Raw genomic sequence first — 16,535 nt, 5'->3', positions numbered from 1 at the left:
CTGTGGCGGTTGCTTGCCTATCAACTTTTTGTTGTGCTCAAATTTTCTCCGCCCGCGCATTCGGACGCAAAAACAGTGGGATCAGTCCCGGCAAAACGGACAGAAGGAAGATCAATCCGAAGGCGACACTGGCCGCGAGGCCCTGACTGGCGGCGGCGCCGGCCAGTGGAAAGAGGATCGACGCCGCACCTTCGCGCAGGCCCCAACCGCTGACCGAGATCGGGATCAGCATGGTGAAGAGGATCAATGGAACAAGCGCGAGTGTCGCGACCAGAGACAAATCCGCGCCCACGGCCATCGCGCAGAAGCCGAAGGCGGCGAGGTTGCACAGAGTTGTGCCGATGCTCAAGACGACCTGACGCGGCAGAACCTCTTTCGCCAAGAGCGCGGTGGCGGTCGTTCGGCAGAAGGACAGCGTTTTCCGGCCAACCGCTCCGGGCAAACGCGTGGCCAATAGCGTCAGAACCGGCAGAAGCGCGAGACCTGCAATCAGAGCCGTGACCGGGACAACCAGCCATGACGGCCAGTCGACTCCCCCCGGCATGGCGAGCGTGATGAAGAAGGCGGGCGCCATGACGGTGAACATGCCGACCTGACCCGCCAGCCTTTCGAACACCACCGCCTGCCCCGATGCCAGCAGACCGGCCTGTTCCCGTGCGCGCACCGCACGGCCCGCGTCCCCGATCATCCCGCCGGGAAGCGATTGGTTGATGATCTGCGCCATGTAGTATTCGCGGATCGCCCAGATGGGGCCCAATTGGATACCCAACTGCGCCGCCGTCAGCCTCCAGCGCAAGGCAGACAGCACCGTCTGGAGCGTCAGTGCCGCGAAGGCAGCGGCGAGGAACGCGATATCGGCATCCGCCAGAGCGCGCGCCGCTTCGGGGCCGTCTGCGGCGGACCAGATGATCGCCAAGAGCCCCAGCGCGACGGCGATCTGGACGATGCGCAGAAGTATCGGCGGGACGGTCCAACCCAGCACGCTCATCCTGCGGTGTCTCGTTCTTTGTCCCGCGAAAACGTGTCGAGGATCATATTCCGCATCTGATCCATCGGGATCGCCGGTATCTGATCGCCGGGGACCAATCCCGGTGCAAACCCCCACTCCGCCACAAGCGACACGAGATGCTCGGGGCCGATGACATGAACGGGAACGTCCGGCCGTTCGTCGAGGGCGACGAAACCCGCCGCCTGGTGGTCGCCCACGACGATCATCAATGGAGGCTCTGCCGCATGACGCGCGGCGTAGTCGAACACCGTCTGCAAAGCGTAGTCGATGGCCAGACGATATTGCGCCCGCACCCGGTCACGGTCGCGCCAAACCACGTCCGGCGGATCGCCCTGTGTCGCCATGACATCGAAGATCCGGCCATTGCCTACCGTATCCCAATCGATCAACTCGGGCACGGGCACCCAGGGCGCGTGCGACGAACTCAACGCAACCTGCGCGAAGAGCGGCCGGGTGTCATCCCCTGTCTCGGCACGAAGCAGCCGATCCATCGCCGACAGCGTGTACTGATCCGGCATCGTCACCCAGTTGAACGGCAACCCCCGGTAGTCCAGATCGTCGGCGGCCAGCACGGTCTCGAAGCCCATGAAATCGGCTTCCGGCCATTCCAGGGTGATCTGGGGCATGACAGCGGCGGTCCGAAACCCCGCCCGCTCGGCAAGGTGGAACAAAGTCGCCCGACCGCTGGCCAGGGCGGCCCCGTAGCGCGTCTGGTCGCTGATCCACAGTCCGTTGGCGAAGGTCGCATGGGACAGCCAGCTTTGCCCGCCGCGCGTCGGCGCGGACAGGATGCCCGACCGCATCGACAGGCCCAGATCGGCCAGCCTTTCCGATGAGCGCGCCAGCGTCGCGCGGTGCATCTCTGCGAAGAACGGGGTGTCGAGGCTGGTGCGCCCATAGCTTTCGACGAAGACGATCAGCACATCGCGATCAATCGCTGCGAAAAGCCCGTCTGCATCGACATAAGGATCCTGCCGGGCGAGTGCGTTGAAGCTGCGCAATTCGTCGATCGTGCGGACCACCATATCGACCCGCTCGATGCCGACCCGCGCCGTGAAGGCCGCGCCGGGGATCGAACCCGGGACGCTCCACCGCCCCATCGCCTGACCGATCTCGGCGACGGCCAGCGCGCCGGAAAGGGCCGCCACCCCGGCGCTTGCGCGTGCGACAGGCATCGGAGCAGAGGTCTTGGCCCAGACGCCCGTGGCCCACCAGATCGCGCTGATGACAAAGGCGACGGCCGCCAAGGCCATCAAAAGCGCCCCGGTCGCCAGCAGTGGCCCGATTGCCCCGACCAGAAGGCGCAGCCCGGCCTCGATCAACGGCAGGTCGGCCACCGGATTGAAGCCGCGTGTGAGCGCCGTGAACATGGCGTAATCGGCGGTTTTGAGCAGAGCGATCACGGACAACGCGGCGGTGATGACGATCCGGACCGTCAGGCGGAGTCGCGCGGTGTCGATCACGAGCAAACCGAACAGGATCACCGGCAATTCGAGCGGGAAGACCAAAAGCGCCCACCAGGTCATCGCGGCGGGGTGGTTGGGTTGAATGAGCACGAGGTACAGCACAGCCGCCGCTGCACCCAGACGCAAACAGGCCCGCATTCGAGACGTCATCAAACGCGCGCAGCCGCTCTTGCGCGCCACAGCCAGACCACGTCGCGTTCGAACGACCAGATCAGCGCCAGGGCAGAGACCGCCACGAGACCGCCCGAGATCATCGGTGGGACAAACGGCACCTGCACGACGATCAGCGTGCCAAGCTGGAGCACGCACACGACCTTGCGGCTGAAGCGCTCGGGTAGCGGGCCGTCGAGCCAGGGAAAAACCAGCGTCGCGGCGGCAAAGAGATAGCGCGGCAGAGCGAGCAGCAGGACCAACGGGCCGGCGGTTTCATTCTGGAAGGCGAGACAGGCCAGCACCAGCGCCAGGGCCGAATCCACCTCCATGTCGAACCGCGCGCCGAAATCCGAGACCCGCCCTTCGCGCCGGGCGAACCAGCCATCGACCCCGTCCAGCGCCAGGGCCAGCACCGCCACGGCAAATATCGTCACCGCGTCGCCGCTTACGGACAGAAGCGACAGGACGAGGATGGACACAAGCAACAAGCGGAACAATGTCACCGCGTTGCACATTCCAAGACTGCTATGCGGGAAGGTGCGGTACAGCCCGAGGCCCGCAAGGGCGACCCCGATGGCGTAGAACACCGTTGTCGCCAGAAGCGAAACCGGCGTTACGCCGGACACCAGTACCGGCCCAAGCACGAGCAATGCCGAAAACCCTGCACCAGCCACACCGAAAAACTGACGGTGCGGGCCGACAAGGCCGAGGTCGAAAAGCTTGCGTCGCGCGTGGCGGGTCATATCCAGGTGCCAAAATGCCATGCAGTTGAATTAGCGCGCCGCGACTTTGGTCAAGAGCGCGGCCAAACAGCTTGAATTGATCACCGCTTCGCTTACCGTCAGGACAGCCGGAGGAAAAGATGGCAAATTCGACGTTCCAATACCGCGCCCCGGCGCGCGCCCTGCATTGGATCATGGCGCTGCTCGTGTTGCTGATGATCCCTGCGGGGCTTTTGATGGTTCAGGACTGGATCGAACGGCCGCTTCAAAACACGCTTTTCATCTTTCACAAGAATGTCGGTGTTCTGATTCTTCTGCTGGTGACGGTCCGCCTGATCTATCGCTGGCTAAGGCCGCCCGCGCCTTTGCCGAATAGCCTGCCTGCATGGCAAACCAGGATCGCGGGCGCCACCCATGCCGCGCTCTATGTCCTTTTGTTCGCGATGCCCATGGCCGGGTATATCCGCGTCAGGGCGGGTGGGTTTCCCATCGAAACGCTCGACGCGCTTGGCGTGCCATCGCTCGTGCCCCGGTCGGACGCATTGGCGGAAACCGCGAAGGCGGCGCACTATTACGGCGGCCTGGCAATCGGGGCAATCGTGGCCATGCATATCGGCGCTGCTCTTTATCACGGCGTTCTCAAACGCGACGGCATTTTTTCGCGCATGTGGCCCCCGTTCGGGAGCCGCTCCAGCTAAGGTCTCTTGTCGCTGGGAATGGATGTCATACGTAACGGGTCGCTGTTCCGCATGAGGCGGCGCGGCAGTTGACTCTGATACCTGGCCACCTCAACCCATGTCACAAGCCGAGATACTTCTTCACGCCACTGCGGGATCGTCCTCCCGACACGCTGCCCCACGGGTGGCGTTCATCGGCCTGACCGCGCTTTTCTCGGTCGCGTGCATCGCCGCCTTCGCGGTTTCGGTTTCGGTATGGACCCCGATGGCCTTTCTGGCGCTGGTTCTCGTCGGCGCAAGCGCGGTCTGGATCGCCGGAGGCGCTGCGACCGCAGTGATCGGAGCCATGCTGCCCCGCCAGCCAGGCGCGCCAACGCCGCACGCGTTCTGGCAGCCGACGACGCGAACCGCGATCCTCGTCACACTCTGTGGCGAAGACCCGGCCCCGGTGGCGCGTTATCTTGCGGACCTGAGACGACAGCTCGATCACCTGCCCCGCCCGGACAGCACGCAGATCTTCGTCCTGTCAGACACGTCGGGCCCCGAAAACATCGAAGCCGAGGAGACGGCCCTTTCGGTCCTTCGCTCAGACGGTGCCATCAGCTACCGACGCCGTGAGGTGAACACCGGGCGCAAACCGGGCAATATCGCGGAGTGGGTCGACACGCAGGGCGCCGGGTTCGATTTCATGCTGGTCTTGGATGCCGATAGCCGGATGAGCGCCGCGCGGATCCACCGGATGATCCGAACGCTCGAAACCCGTCCGCAAACGGGCTTGTTGCAGGCCGCGATTACCCTCGCGCCGGGCGCCACGCGTTTCGACCGCCACCAGCGCATCTCGGCGCGGTTTCTGTCCCCGAATTTCGTACAAGGCTTTGCCGCCTGGACCGGCGAGACGGGAAATTACTGGGGGCACAATGCGCTCATCCGGGTCGATGCGTTCCGCTCGGTCGCACGGCTTCCCGCGCTTTCGGGGTCAGCGCCCTTGGGTGGACCGGTGCTGAGCCATGATTTCATCGAAGCGGCCCATATGCGCAAGAACGGATGGGCCGTCGAACTGGATGCCGAGCTTGCGGGCAGCGCTGAACACGCGCCGCAGACGCTTGAGGAGTTTCACCGCCGGGACCGCCGTTGGTGCCAGGGCAACCTGCAACACATGCGCCTGCTTAGTGCACCCGGGCTGCATCCGATCAGCCGGTTTCATCTGGCATCCGGCGTTTTCAGCTATCTGTCCGCACCGATCTGGTTGGCGCTTGTCGCGATGATCGCCTCTGGCGCGGTCGAGGTCGCGGGCGCGCTGCCCTTCGTCCTGATCATTGCGCTGCTCTTGCTGCCCAAAGCCTCCGCCCTGCCGGATTTGATCAGCCGCGCGCGTACCTTTGGCCGACGGATGACAATTCTGCGGGCCGCACTGGCCGAGGCAATGATGTCGGCATTGATCGCGCCGCTGGTGATGGTGCGCCAGTCCGTGTCCGTCCTGGCGGTTCTTGTCGGGCGCGATTGCGGTTGGAAATCGGGCCGCGCGGCACGCTTCACCCTGCCGAAAGGCGTGCTCGAAATGGCATTCGGCGCGCTGATCTTGTCGCTGACCCTATTGGCGGGCACGGCAACAGCCGTTCTCTGGCTCACACCGCTGGTCCTGCCGCTTCTGGCCGCTCCGCTGTTGATCCACTATCTCGACGCTCCGGCATGATGGATCGGCGGACGGTTCTGGCTGGGCTCGGTGCGACGACGGCTGTCCGACCGACCACGCTTTTCGCGGACAGCCGGAAGGCCGAAAGCCTTTACGATGCCGCCCAAGCCCTTGCGCATACACCGTATTCGCCGAACAAAACACCGCTACCGGCGCCCTTTTCCGACCTGAGCTACGACGCCTATCGCGGCATTCGACCCATTCCCGGAAAAGCGGCGCTGCTTGACCACGGTCCATCCTGGGCGGTCGACCTGCTGCCGCCGGGCCTCTTCTTTCCCGACCCGGTTCAGATTGAACTGGTGGATGAGGGTGGCCCGCGCACCGTGCCGTTTTCCACCGACCTGTTCAGTTTCGACGACCGCTACTTCGATCAGATCCCGGACCAATCACCGGGTGCAGGCTTTTCCGGCCTGCGCGTGCGCCATCCGCTGAACGCGGCGGACCGGATGGACGAAGTGTTGGTGATGCAGGGCGCCAGCTATTTCCGCGCCATCGGTGAAGCGATGGTCTACGGCCTTTCTGCGCGGGCGGTTGCCATCGGCACAGGAGGCGCCGCGCCCGAGGAATTTCCCCGCTTCACACGGCTGCGGGTCTATCCCGGCACCGCGACGTCGATCCGCGTCGAAGGGGTGATCGACAGCCCGTCGCTTGCGGGTCATCTTGACCTCACCCTCGCGCCCGGCAGCGAAACGGCGATGGATGTGGCCGTCACGCTGTTCCCGCGTGTCGAGATCGCCGATATCGGCGTCGCGCCGCTGACGTCGATGTATCTCAAGGGACCGCTTCACGCGGCCGTCTCCGACGATTTCCGACCACGCGTGCATGACAGTGACCTGCTGGTCATCGAAAACGGCGCTGGCGAGTTTCTCTGGCGGCCTATCGCGAACCCGGCACAGCTTCAGACCTCGGCCTTTTCCGACAGGGGTCCGGTCAGCTTCGGCCTCTACCAGACCGCACGGGCGTTCGACGACTACCAGGACACCGAGGCGCGGTATCACGACCGGCCATCGGCCCGCGTTCGGCCCAAGGGCGATTGGGGCGACGGGTCGGTCATGCTTGTCGAGATCCCGACGGGGGACGAGTTCATGGACAATATCGTCGCCTTCTGGCGGCCCAGCGAGGCGTTGCAGCCCGGGGGCACCTACCGGTTCGAATATGGCCTCACATGGACAGCGACCCCGCCCAGCGCGGACCCCGCCCGGTCTCACATCACGTCCCGCAGTGGACGCGAGCATGACCGTCAGGGAACACGCCGTTACGTCGTCGATTTCCAAGGCGACCCGGAGGGGCTCCAGCCGGAGGTCACAGCGACGGGCATTGCCGAGGTTTTGGGAACGAGCCTCTTCGCCCTGCCCGAGGATCGCGGCACGCGCGTCACCTTCCTGCTCACACCCGGCGATGCGGACAGCGCCGAGCTGCGCCTGACCCTACGCGATGCCAATGGCAGCGTGGCGCATCCGGTCTGGCTGCACCGCTGGACCCGCGCCCGCGACGGCGGCGTCTAACCCGGATCGCCCAGACTGACGGTCGCTGCCAAGGGCCGGTGATCGGACGCCATGCGAATGCCCGGTCCGTCCAGCACGCGCGCGGACGTCACCCGGCCCGGCGCGCTGGTCAGCACTCGATCCAGTGGCAAGAACGGCCTGCGCACCGGAAAGGTCGCGCGCGCCGGACCTTCGAAACGTTGCCCGAGAACCGCCGAGGACAAGGCGAGCCCACCCCACGGGCGCCATTCGTTGAGATCACCGCACAGGATGGTCTGACGATCGTCCCGACGAAACAGATGCTGGCCCAAAGTGCGCATCTGGGCGACGCGCAATCCCTGCCACAGCGACAGGTGCGTTCCGATCAGGCGAAACCGATGCCCGTCGCGCCGCGCATCGACGATCACCGCACCGCGATGGCAGTGTCCGGGCAGGTCCAGAAGGACAATGTCTTCGATCTCGACCGAGGGTGCAAGGAACAGGATCACACCTAGGAATCCATGACTGTCGCGCCCCCACCGCGCAGCGGCATCGCCCTGCACATGCCGCAACTCCGAGTCCGCTTCGAGACGCGGGATGTCGAGAAAGCCCTCATGCGGAGGTGTTTCCTCGTCGGCCTCCTGAAGGATCAGCGCCTCGCAGCCGGGGCGCAGCACCTCCGTCTTGAGCACGTCGAGCGTGCGGCCCGCATCCACGACGCCATCGTTCCCCCGACCCCGGTGGATGTTCCAACTGACCAAAGAAAGATCGGATGTTGTCTGCATACGCCTGACGTGTTTCGCACGTGTACGGAGGCAAGTCGATGAATTCGGATCGCCCCGATTTCACAGCTGTTCAGCCCGCAGTTCGGTGCTAGGTCCTCTATCGAACGCAACAAGATGAACGGTCTTCCGATGCACCCTGCCGACATACCGGATCACGCGCAGGGCAGGCATGGCACGGCGCGCACAGGGGTGGGTCGGTCGCTCGACGTCTACTACCGGGATCGCGCGCGCATGGCGCGCATGACGGCGCTCAATGCCCGGTTCGTCCCTATGGGTGGTCTTGCCTTCGACCTCGGGGCGCATGTGGGCGACCGGACGGCGAGTTTTCTTCAGCTTGGGGCGTCGGTCGTCGCGTTGGAACCGCAACCGCGCGTGTTCCGGGCGCTCCGTCTCATCCATGGTCGAAACCCCAAGGTCACGCTGAGCGCCGAGGCGGTGGGGGCCGCGCCGGGCAGCATCGACCTGTTTGTGAACACGGCGAACCCGACGGTCTCTACCGTATCGCGAGATCTCGTCACGGCAGCGCGCACCGCGCCTGGCTGGAGGGGGCAGGTTTGGGACGGCCGCGCGCGTGTTCCGATGACCACCCTTGATCTTTTGGTCTCGGAGTACGGAACACCTGATTTCGTCAAGATCGACGTCGAGGGCCACGAGTTCGACGTTCTGTCGGGTCTCAGCACACCCTTGCCCGCGCTGTCCTTCGAGTTCACGACACTCCAAAGGCCCATCGCGTCGGCCTGTATCGAGCGCCTGACGGGCTTGGGGCGTTACGAGTTCAATTGGAGCATTGGCGAAGAACATCGACTGAGGCGCGAGGATTGGATCAGCGCCAAGGACATCACCGAAGAGATCGCCGCCCTGCCGGAAGCCGCCAATTCCGGCGATGTGTTCGCGCGGCGGGTCTCGTGACCCCGCACCGCGTTTAAGTCGCCAGTCAGGACGGTATCTCGAGCAAGATGCGGTCGCTCGTGTCGAACCGGGATAGATCGCGGAAATAGTTGACCACACGTGTGTCCCTGCCGATGCGGCCAAGACCGTCAACCCCGCGCAAGAGCGCCGCCGGTGTCGACGTCGCGCGCGCGATACTCTGGGACAAGCTTTCGCCAACCGCACCCGACATCACCGAAACTGCCCTTGGCATACTCAGATCGGCCCCGGCCAATGTGCCATCGACAAGCGTCAGGCGATGATCCCGGCGGATCACCTCGCGCCCGTTCAGCGTGAACCGATCACTGGACGACCCGGCGACCGCCATTGCATCGGTGACAAGAAATATCCTGTCAGACCGGGGCTTTGCGGCAAGCGCCACCCGGATCGTCGCAGGATCGACATGAATGCCATCGGCGATCAGCCCGGCGAAGACCTCCTCCCGGTCAAGCGTCGCACCGACCAAGCCGGGCGCACGGCTGGTCAACTGGCTCATCGCGTTGAAAAGATGAGTGACAAACCGCGCCCCGGCATCGAAGGCCGCGTGACAGGTCGCGTAATCCGCGTCCGTGTGCCCCAGGGACACGAGGATCCCGGCTTCGGCCATCGCCGCGATCTGATCGAGGCTGGTATTCTCCGGCGCGACCGTGACCATGAGGTTGGGCAGCCGATTGGACGCGTCGAACAGCATCGCCAGATCCGCGTCCTCCATCGGCCGGATGAGCGACGGGTCATGCGCGCCCTTGCGCGCCACCGACAAGTGCGGCCCCTCCAGGTGCAGCCCGACGATCCCGTCGACCCCCTCGCGGATCGCGGCCTCGACAGCCTCGAACGCCGCGCGGGTCTGTTCTGGTGTGTCGGTGATCAGCGTCGGCAAGAACGCCGTCGTGCCCACCGCGGCGTGGGCCGACGCGATCCGGCGCAAGGTCTCGACCGATGGGGCGTCGTTGAACATCACGCCACCCCCGCCATTCACCTGAAGGTCCACGAAACCTGGCGCGATCAGGCCGTCGTCCAGTCGCGTGACCTCGCACGCGTCAGGCAGGTCCGTTTCCGGCAGGATGGAAACGCCATCAACGCTCACGACCAGCGCATGCGTCTCGAAAAGGGTAACGCCATCGTGGATCTTCGCGCCGACATAGGCTTTCGTCGGAGGTGTCATCGCGTCTCGGTCACTTTCTGCAAATGACGCGGGGCGTCCGGGGCTGCCGAGCTGAGCATCGGATCGGTCAGGGGATGACCCGTGCGCGCGATGGGCGAGACCTGCGCACGCTGGACGCGATCCGTTGTGGCGTATTTCAGATAGGTCGCGACGTGGTCCGACGACCCGCGCGCGACGCTGATCATGTAGCCCGGAGACAGGGCCCGGATCGCCTCTGCCGCCGCTTGGATATCGGCCCTGCCCGCGTCCAGAAGGCGCTGTACCGCCGCAGGGATTTCGAGCACGTCGCGCCGCATCTGTGTTTCGGTCATGGTGCCGCCTCGGAGGCCGTGCCGCCGATACCGGTCACCGCGTTAGCCAGCGCATCCGCGACGGTCAGCGCCCGTCCCGCCGCCTCCACCATTTGCGGCAACAGCATCCATTCCAGCGTCCATGCCGCACCAGAGCGTTCCTGTTCATGCACAAGCGCCTGATGCATCCCGGACAATTGCACCGCGTTGAACCGGGCCAGCGTGACCAGAAGCTCTGCCTCGATCGGGTTCCGCTTGTGCGGCATGGCCGATGACGCCCCGCCGCCCGCAAGCGTGATGTCGTCGATCCCTTGCTGCGCCATCAGGCAGATATCCTGACCTATCTTGCCCAGACTGCCGGTGATCAGCGACAGGACCGACGCCGCCTCTGCGATACCGTCCCTCTGACTGTGCCAGCTCCGGTCCGTTAGCGACAGCCCCAACTCTTGCGCAACCGCCGCGCAGAGGGTGTCCGCCCCGTCGCCCAAAGCCGCGCGATCTCCCACCGCGCCGCCGATCTGCACCAGCGCCACGCGCGGGCGAAGCTGCGTCAGCCGGTCGCGATGGGTGTGCAAGGGCAACCGCCAAGTCGCGACACGGTCGGCCACCGTCATCGGCACCGCCGCCTGCATCCGCGTCCGACCCATGAGGCTGCGCTGACCATAGCGGGCTTCGAGATCACCCAAGCGCGCCGCAACCTGACCCAGCCGCACGTCAATGACATCCAGGCTTCGGACCAGCGACAGAACCGTGGCGGTGTCGATCACATCCTGCGACGTCGCCCCTGTGTGGACAGCCGTCGCGCCCGTTCGCTCTTTCAGCAACCGCACCAAGGCAGGAACACAGACACCATCCCGCGCCGTGCCGTCGCGCAAGTCATCCGGTGTGATCTCGGCCCCCGCGATGGCCACAGCGGCCTTTGCGCCCTCGTCCTTGTTCCACAAACCGGCCAGATGCCCATGCCGCGACCACGCCGCCTCAAAGGCGAGCATATGACCAAGCTGCGCGTCTGCCGACCAGAGCGCCGCGATTTCCTCATCCGCGAACAGGCCGGACAACCACGGATGATCGAACACGCCTGTCATCAGAGGTCCAAGAACACCGTTTCGCCCTTGCCCTGAAGCCGGATATCGAAGCGATAACTGCCCGCTCCGGTCGTCTTCGCGATCAACGTATCGACACGCGGGCGCTGTTCAATGCGGGCGAGCAGCGGATCGGCGCTGTTGTCCTCGTCGTCGAAATAGATCCGCGTGTTCAGCCCGATATTGATCCCTCGCGCCACGATCCAGAGCGAGATATGCGGCGCAAAGACCTGTCCGTTCCGGCCCCTGACCGGCCCGGGTTTGACCGTGCGCAAGGTGAAGTCGCCGCTGTCCTTGTCGGTCGCAAAGCGGCAGAACCCCGTCACCTTGGGATCGGCCCCATCGTCACCGGGAGAGATCCCCGCCGCATCCGCCTGCCAGCTTTCGATCATCGCGTCGCGCAAGGCCCAGCCCGTCCCATCGAGGATCGCGCCGGTGATGCTGATGATCTCGCCCTTCGCGCCCTCCGAAATTGGGCTTTTGCCAAGGTCTTCGGGGTAGACGCCGTCAAGCCCCGCGAAACTTGGGATGCACCCGATATGCACGTAGGGACCGGCGGTCTGGCTTGGCGTTTCGACCAGCGCTTCAAGCGGTTGCACCATCGCTTACATCCCTTCCGGCTTGTTCTCGAACATGGTCTGACGCCGACCGCGCAGCACGATGTCGAACCTGTAGGCGAGGTAATCCATGCCGCGCGACTGCTGCATATCGAGCGGGGCCACCAGACGGTAAAGCTGGCTCCGGTCGCGGATCGTCGCGGCGATGGGGCACAGGTCGATGAGGGGGTCGCCCTGAAAGTACATCTGCGTGATGAGCCGCTGCCCGAAGGCATGGCCGAAGACCGAAAAGTGGATATGCATGGGCCGCCAGTCATTCGCCCGGTTCGGCCAGGGATAGGCACCGGGCCGGATCGTCATGAACTCGTAGCGCCCGTCGTCATCGGTGATCGTCCGCCCGCAGCCACCGAAATTCGGGTCGAGCGGCGCGAAATACGTGTCCTTGATGTGCCGATAGCGCCCACCGGCATTGGCCTGCCAAATCTCCACCAAGGTCTGCGGCACCGGGCGACCGGTCTCGTCCAGCACGCGGCCATGCACACGGATCCGCTCCCCGATGGCGAGCGCCTTGCCCTCGCTGAAGTTGCGGATCAGGTCGTTGTCGAGCGGTCCCAGAAGGCTGTGCCCGAACCGAGGGCCGGTTTCCTCGCTCGGTGTCGATTCCATAGACAGAAGCGGCAGCGCAGGCGACCGGGTGACCGAGGTCTTGTAGTCCGGGACATACGGGTCCGGCTGCAACTCCCTGCGCCGGGGCATCAGGGCGGCGCGGTCAGTCATCGGTCTGCTCCATCTCGGCATAGGTGTCCTTGGCGATCTGGATCGCACGATTGGCACGCGGCACACCGGCATAGATGGCGACGTGCTGGAACGCCTCCATCACGTCCTGTTTGCTGGCCCCGGTGCGGGCCGTGGCGCGGATATGCATGGGGATCTCGTCGAAATTGCCCAGCGCCGCCAACAGCGCCAGCGTCAGCATCGACCGTTCCCGTTGGCTGATCGCGTCCGACGCCCAGACCGTGCCCCACGCGCCTTCGGTGATAAGCGTCTGAAACGCTGCGTCCATCTCGGTCTTCGCGGCCTCGGCCCGGTCGACATGGGCATCGCCCAACACCGCGCGCCGGGTTTTCATGCCTTGGTCATGGCGGCTGGACATGATCGGTTTCCTTTGCTCAGTCGCGGGACACCGCGTGCGATGCCGTGTTTCGGGGGCAATCTTGGCACGTCTGGCAGCGGGTTGAAATTGCGAACTGACCGCATCTGCCTGCCCGGATCAATAGGGCAAGCCGATGTAATTCTCGGCCAGATCGCGCCGCGCGGTTTCGGACTGCGCCAGATGCCGCAGCGTGGCCTTGCGCATCTGGGCCGCGAAACTGTCCTCACCGTCGAAGCGGTGCAGCGTCGTCGTCATCTGCCAGCTAAAGCGCATCGCTTTCCAGATCCGCACAAGCGCGCGGTCGGAATAGGCGTCGATCCCCCGCGTGTCGCCCCGCGTCACCGCGTCGATCAAGCCCTGATACAGGTAGTGCACATCCGACACCGCAAGGTTCAGCCCCTTGGCCCCGGTGGGCGGCACGATATGCGCGGCGTCCCCGACAAGGAACAACCGGCCCCAGCGCAGCGGCTCATTGACGAAGGACCGCAGCGGCGCGATGGATTTCTCGATCGATGGTCCGGTCTGCATGGCGTCGGCCACCTCGGAAGGCAGGCAGGATTTCAGCACGGCCCAGAACCGCGCGTCGCTCCACTCCTCGACCTTGTCGGTCAACGGCACCTGCACGTAATAGCGGCTGAGCGTTTCGGACCGCATCGAGGCCAGCGCGAAACCGTTGGAGGAATTGGCATAGATCAGCTCTTCATGCGCAGGACGGGTGCGCGACAAGACGCCCAGCCAGCCGAACGGATAGACCCGTTCAAACGCACGGCGCTTGTCCTGCGGGATCGTGGCGCGGCTGACGCCATGAAAGCCGTCGCAGCCCACCACATAGTCACAGTCGAGCCGCGTGCGCTGACCACCATGCGTGAACATCACATGGGGTGCATCGCCGTCCGCATCACCGATCACCACGTCCTCGACCCCGTGCAGGATCGTCGCCCCGATGGCGTCTTGTGCTGCGTACAGATCGGTCGTCACCTCGGTCTGCCCGTAGACCATCACCGATGTCCCGGTCAGCTCCTTGAAGTTGATCCGCACCATCAGGTCATCGTCGGTCAGGTAACACCCCTCATGCGGGATGCCTTCCCGCGCCATGCGGTCGCCCACACCAGCCTCGCGCAGCATCTCGACGGTGCCCGTCTCCAGCACGCCCGCGCGGATGCGCGACAGCACATGCTCCCGCGACGCGCGTTCCAGAACCACGGTCGCCACACCCGCCCGGTTGAGCAGTTGCGACAAGAGCAGACCGGACGGACCGCCGCCGATGATCGCGACCTGCGTTTTCATGGGGTACCCCTGCTGCACACCACGACGCTCATCCTCCCGCCCTCTGCGCCGCGATATCGCGGGCGATGGCCTCCTTGTAGAGCGCGCGGAGCCGGGCCGTCATGGGCCGCTCCCCCGTGCCGATGGTTTTGCCGTCGATCGACGCCACCGGCGTCTGCGCGCCGAACGTGCCTGTCAGGAACGCCTCGTCCGCTGAATAGGCCTCGTAGAGCGAATAGTTCTTCTCGAACACCGGGATGCCGTTGTCGCGGCACAGGTCGATGACCTTCTGACGCGTCACCCCGTTCATGCAGTAATCACCCGTAGAGGTCCAAACCTCGCCCTTGCGGATGATGAAGAAGTTGCAGGCGTTGGTCGTGTTCACGAACCCATGCGGGTCGAGCATCAGCGCCTCGTCCGCGCCCGCCGCTTCGGCCTGAAGACAGGCGATCACGCAGTTCAGCTTGGAATGGCTGTTGAACTTGGCGTCCTGGCTGTGCGGCAGCCCCCGCACCTGCGGGACCGAAGCAAGGCGGATGCCCTTCGCCTGCAAGGCTTCGGCGGGTCTGGAATGTTCCATGATGATCACCAACGTCGGCCCCGACCGCGACAGGCTCGGGTGCTGAAACGGCTTCACCTTGGTGCCGCGCGTCAGCATCAACCGGCAATGCACATCCGTGGTCATGTCGTTCGCCTCGGCCGTCATGCGCAGCGCCTCGGCAATGCCTGCGCGGTCCATGCCGACATCAAGGCCCACCGCGTAGCAAGAATCGAAAAAGCGGTCCATATGATCGTCGAAGAAGGCCCAATGCCCGTCATAAAGCCGCATCCCTTCCCACATGCCGTCGCCCAGCAGGAAGCCGGAATCGTAGACCGACACCTTGGCCTCGTCCCTCGGATAAAGCTGCCCGTTGATGTAGACGAGGATGTCCCGGTTGCGCGCGTCCTCTTCGGCGTCATGCGTGGTGGTATGGTCGGTCATCGCGCCCGCTCCATCAGGTCCAGCAACTGCTCTTCGTTCAATGCCACCGGGTTCGCCTTCATGGACGAGGAACTCACCGCGTCCCGCGCCGCCTTGGCCCGCGCCGCGTCCGTGATCCCCTGCGCGTCCAGCCCCGGCAGTCCAGCCTCGCGCGACCATGTGTGCAGCGTGTCGAACGCCGCTTCGGGGGTCCCACCGAAGGCCTGCGCGATCCAGCCCTGCACTTCGGCGATGCGCGCCGCCAGCCTCGGATCGTCGCTTGCCTGCGCATTGGCCCGCATCCCATGCGGCAACAGCGCGCCGCAGATCGCGCCATGCGCCGCATTGGACAACCCGCCCAACGGGCCGGCCAACCCGTGCACCACACCCAAGCCGGAATTGGCCAGCGCCAGGCCACCGCACAGGCTCACCCAGGCCAGCGCATCGCGCGCCTGTGGGTCTTCGCCCTGCATGATCTGCCGGATCGCCGCCAACCCTTTGGGGATCGCATCACGACAGATCGCATCGGTCAACGGATTGGCCTTGGAGGACAAGTACGGCTCGATCACCTGCGTGACCGCATCCAGCCCCGAGGCCAGCGTGACCCCGCGCGGACACCCGTCCGCAAGCGCCGGATCGACAATCGCCAGCGTCGGCAACATGCGCGCATCGCGCAGGCTCACCTTGCGCTGCGCGTCGGGCACCGAGATCACCGCGTTCTTGGTCACTTCCGCCCCTGTCCCCGAGGTGGTCGGCAAGGCGGCAAAGGGCAACGGGTCCACGTCCAACGGCAGGCCTTTGCCCACCACTTCGAGGTGGTCCATCATCGGGCGCGTCGCAGGCGCCAACGCCGCAATCGCCTTGCCCGCGTCGATCACTGCCCCGCCGCCGATGGCGATGATCGCCTCAACACGCGCGTCACGCGCTGCGGCGACGCCTGCTTCGATCAAAGCCACATCGGGCTCCTTGGCGGCCGGGAACATCGTCACCGAGACGCCCTGCGCCTCCAACGCCTCTTGCAGCCACGCCACTCGCCCCGGCGTCGCGCCGGTGACGAGCAATGCCGATCGGCCCAGCGCTGCCAGCGCGGGCACGGCCTGCGCCGCCTCTCCCCGTCCAAATCGGATCATGTCTACGGTGGCAAAGGCAAAGGCGGTCATGGGCACTCC

The 16,535-nt window shown here is 65.1% G+C and carries 17 protein-coding genes; 4 read left to right on the top strand and 13 right to left on the bottom strand.

Annotated features, from left to right (window positions below):
• Positions 1 to 37 precede the first annotated feature (37 nt).
• Genes Q1B16_RS04445 through Q1B16_RS04435 form a run of 3 tightly spaced genes read right to left on the bottom strand, consistent with a single transcriptional unit; the run spans position 38 to position 3,392 of the window.
• Positions 38 to 988 (bottom strand): lysylphosphatidylglycerol synthase transmembrane domain-containing protein, encoded by a 951-nt coding sequence (locus tag Q1B16_RS04445; protein WP_299785012.1) that lies wholly within the window; start codon positions 986 to 988, stop codon positions 38 to 40.
• Positions 985 to 2,613, bottom strand: coding sequence for a sulfatase-like hydrolase/transferase (locus Q1B16_RS04440; RefSeq protein WP_299785011.1), 1,629 nt, complete (start codon positions 2,611 to 2,613; stop codon positions 985 to 987). Before Q1B16_RS04440 ends, Q1B16_RS04445 begins: the two co-directional genes overlap by 4 nt.
• Positions 2,614 to 2,624: 11 nt before the next feature.
• A complete protein-coding gene (locus Q1B16_RS04435) occupies positions 2,625 to 3,392 on the bottom strand; it encodes a CDP-alcohol phosphatidyltransferase family protein (RefSeq protein ID WP_299785010.1) in 768 nt (255 codons plus the stop codon).
• Between the two features lie 98 nt (positions 3,393 to 3,490).
• Here Q1B16_RS04435 and Q1B16_RS04430 point away from each other — a divergent pair, with 98 nt between their 5' ends.
• From Q1B16_RS04430 to Q1B16_RS04420, 3 genes are all read left to right on the top strand, one after another.
• Positions 3,491 to 4,048 carry a cytochrome b gene (locus Q1B16_RS04430; RefSeq protein WP_299785009.1) on the top strand — a complete coding sequence of 186 codons (558 nt, stop codon included), beginning with the start codon at positions 3,491 to 3,493 and terminating at the stop codon, positions 4,046 to 4,048.
• Positions 4,049 to 4,145: 97 nt separating this feature from the next.
• Positions 4,146 to 5,720, top strand: a complete 1,575-nt coding sequence (gene mdoH / locus Q1B16_RS04425) for a glucans biosynthesis glucosyltransferase MdoH (RefSeq protein ID WP_299785008.1) — start codon at positions 4,146 to 4,148, stop codon at positions 5,718 to 5,720.
• Positions 5,717 to 7,225 carry a glucan biosynthesis protein gene (locus tag Q1B16_RS04420; RefSeq protein ID WP_299785007.1) on the top strand — a complete coding sequence of 503 codons (1,509 nt, stop codon included), beginning with the start codon at positions 5,717 to 5,719 and terminating at the stop codon, positions 7,223 to 7,225. Before mdoH ends, Q1B16_RS04420 begins: the two co-directional genes overlap by 4 nt.
• Here Q1B16_RS04420 and Q1B16_RS04415 read toward each other — a convergent pair.
• Positions 7,222 to 7,968 carry an endonuclease/exonuclease/phosphatase family protein gene (locus Q1B16_RS04415; RefSeq protein ID WP_299785006.1) on the bottom strand — a complete coding sequence of 249 codons (747 nt, stop codon included), beginning with the start codon at positions 7,966 to 7,968 and terminating at the stop codon, positions 7,222 to 7,224. The two genes, Q1B16_RS04420 and Q1B16_RS04415, sit on opposite strands and share 4 nt — an antisense overlap.
• 114 nt (positions 7,969 to 8,082) lie before the next feature.
• On the opposite strand from Q1B16_RS04415, the gene Q1B16_RS04410 reads away from it, so the two are divergent.
• Positions 8,083 to 8,877, top strand: a complete 795-nt coding sequence (locus tag Q1B16_RS04410; protein WP_299785005.1) for an FkbM family methyltransferase — start codon at positions 8,083 to 8,085, stop codon at positions 8,875 to 8,877.
• Positions 8,878 to 8,902: 25 nt separating this feature from the next.
• On the opposite strand, the gene nagA is transcribed toward Q1B16_RS04410, so the two are convergent.
• The 9 genes from nagA to Q1B16_RS04365 form a co-directional block, all read right to left on the bottom strand.
• Complete coding sequence (gene nagA, locus Q1B16_RS04405; RefSeq protein WP_299785004.1) at positions 8,903 to 10,057, bottom strand: N-acetylglucosamine-6-phosphate deacetylase; 1,155 nt, start codon at positions 10,055 to 10,057, stop codon at positions 8,903 to 8,905.
• Positions 10,054 to 10,368 (bottom strand): hypothetical protein, encoded by a 315-nt coding sequence (locus Q1B16_RS04400; protein ID WP_299785003.1) that lies wholly within the window; start codon positions 10,366 to 10,368, stop codon positions 10,054 to 10,056. The genes nagA and Q1B16_RS04400 overlap by 4 nt, the downstream gene beginning before the upstream one ends.
• Positions 10,365 to 11,432, bottom strand: coding sequence for a 3-carboxy-cis,cis-muconate cycloisomerase (locus Q1B16_RS04395; RefSeq protein WP_299785002.1), 1,068 nt, complete (start codon positions 11,430 to 11,432; stop codon positions 10,365 to 10,367). The genes Q1B16_RS04400 and Q1B16_RS04395 overlap by 4 nt, the downstream gene beginning before the upstream one ends.
• Positions 11,432 to 12,031, bottom strand: coding sequence for a protocatechuate 3,4-dioxygenase subunit alpha (gene pcaG, locus Q1B16_RS04390; RefSeq protein WP_299785001.1), 600 nt, complete (start codon positions 12,029 to 12,031; stop codon positions 11,432 to 11,434). Before pcaG ends, Q1B16_RS04395 begins: the two co-directional genes overlap by 1 nt.
• Positions 12,032 to 12,034: 3 nt before the next feature.
• Positions 12,035 to 12,763, bottom strand: a complete 729-nt coding sequence (gene pcaH, locus Q1B16_RS04385) for a protocatechuate 3,4-dioxygenase subunit beta (RefSeq protein ID WP_299785000.1) — start codon at positions 12,761 to 12,763, stop codon at positions 12,035 to 12,037.
• A complete protein-coding gene (gene pcaC, locus Q1B16_RS04380; RefSeq protein ID WP_299784999.1) occupies positions 12,756 to 13,139 on the bottom strand; it encodes a 4-carboxymuconolactone decarboxylase in 384 nt (127 codons plus the stop codon). The genes pcaH and pcaC overlap by 8 nt, the downstream gene beginning before the upstream one ends.
• 117 nt (positions 13,140 to 13,256) lie before the next feature.
• A complete protein-coding gene (pobA, locus tag Q1B16_RS04375; RefSeq protein WP_299784998.1) occupies positions 13,257 to 14,426 on the bottom strand; it encodes a 4-hydroxybenzoate 3-monooxygenase in 1,170 nt (389 codons plus the stop codon).
• Between the two features lie 28 nt (positions 14,427 to 14,454).
• Positions 14,455 to 15,387 carry an aminotransferase class IV gene (locus Q1B16_RS04370; protein ID WP_299784997.1) on the bottom strand — a complete coding sequence of 311 codons (933 nt, stop codon included), beginning with the start codon at positions 15,385 to 15,387 and terminating at the stop codon, positions 14,455 to 14,457.
• Entirely contained in the window at positions 15,384 to 16,526 is a 1,143-nt protein-coding gene (locus tag Q1B16_RS04365) for an iron-containing alcohol dehydrogenase (protein ID WP_299784996.1), read from the bottom strand. Before Q1B16_RS04365 ends, Q1B16_RS04370 begins: the two co-directional genes overlap by 4 nt.
• Positions 16,527 to 16,535 lie beyond the last annotated feature (9 nt).

The organism is uncultured Marivita sp. (assembly GCF_947488135.1).
Taxonomy (GTDB): Bacteria; Pseudomonadota; Alphaproteobacteria; order Rhodobacterales; family Rhodobacteraceae; genus Marivita.
This window is presented reverse-complemented; position numbering and strand designations above follow the sequence as displayed.

Coding starts and splice junctions, on each gene's coding strand:
- Q1B16_RS04400 (WP_299785003.1), bottom strand. CDS start 10,368: ATGACCGAAACACAGATGCGGCGCGACGTGCTCGAAATCCCTGCGGCG.
- Q1B16_RS04420 (WP_299785007.1), top strand. CDS start 5,717: ATGATGGATCGGCGGACGGTTCTGGCTGGGCTCGGTGCGACGACGGCT.
- pobA (WP_299784998.1), bottom strand. CDS start 14,426: ATGAAAACGCAGGTCGCGATCATCGGCGGCGGTCCGTCCGGTCTGCTC.
- Q1B16_RS04430 (WP_299785009.1), top strand. CDS start 3,491: ATGGCAAATTCGACGTTCCAATACCGCGCCCCGGCGCGCGCCCTGCAT.
- Q1B16_RS04445 (WP_299785012.1), bottom strand. CDS start 988: ATGAGCGTGCTGGGTTGGACCGTCCCGCCGATACTTCTGCGCATCGTC.
- Q1B16_RS04415 (WP_299785006.1), bottom strand. CDS start 7,968: ATGCAGACAACATCCGATCTTTCTTTGGTCAGTTGGAACATCCACCGG.
- Q1B16_RS04435 (WP_299785010.1), bottom strand. CDS start 3,392: ATGGCATTTTGGCACCTGGATATGACCCGCCACGCGCGACGCAAGCTT.
- Q1B16_RS04440 (WP_299785011.1), bottom strand. CDS start 2,613: ATGCGGGCCTGTTTGCGTCTGGGTGCAGCGGCGGCTGTGCTGTACCTC.
- Q1B16_RS04365 (WP_299784996.1), bottom strand. CDS start 16,526: ATGACCGCCTTTGCCTTTGCCACCGTAGACATGATCCGATTTGGACGG.
- mdoH (WP_299785008.1), top strand. CDS start 4,146: ATGTCACAAGCCGAGATACTTCTTCACGCCACTGCGGGATCGTCCTCC.
- pcaH (WP_299785000.1), bottom strand. CDS start 12,763: ATGACTGACCGCGCCGCCCTGATGCCCCGGCGCAGGGAGTTGCAGCCG.
- Q1B16_RS04395 (WP_299785002.1), bottom strand. CDS start 11,432: ATGACAGGCGTGTTCGATCATCCGTGGTTGTCCGGCCTGTTCGCGGAT.
- Q1B16_RS04410 (WP_299785005.1), top strand. CDS start 8,083: ATGAACGGTCTTCCGATGCACCCTGCCGACATACCGGATCACGCGCAG.
- nagA (WP_299785004.1), bottom strand. CDS start 10,057: ATGACACCTCCGACGAAAGCCTATGTCGGCGCGAAGATCCACGATGGC.
- Q1B16_RS04370 (WP_299784997.1), bottom strand. CDS start 15,387: ATGACCGACCATACCACCACGCATGACGCCGAAGAGGACGCGCGCAAC.
- pcaG (WP_299785001.1), bottom strand. CDS start 12,031: ATGGTGCAACCGCTTGAAGCGCTGGTCGAAACGCCAAGCCAGACCGCC.
- pcaC (WP_299784999.1), bottom strand. CDS start 13,139: ATGTCCAGCCGCCATGACCAAGGCATGAAAACCCGGCGCGCGGTGTTG.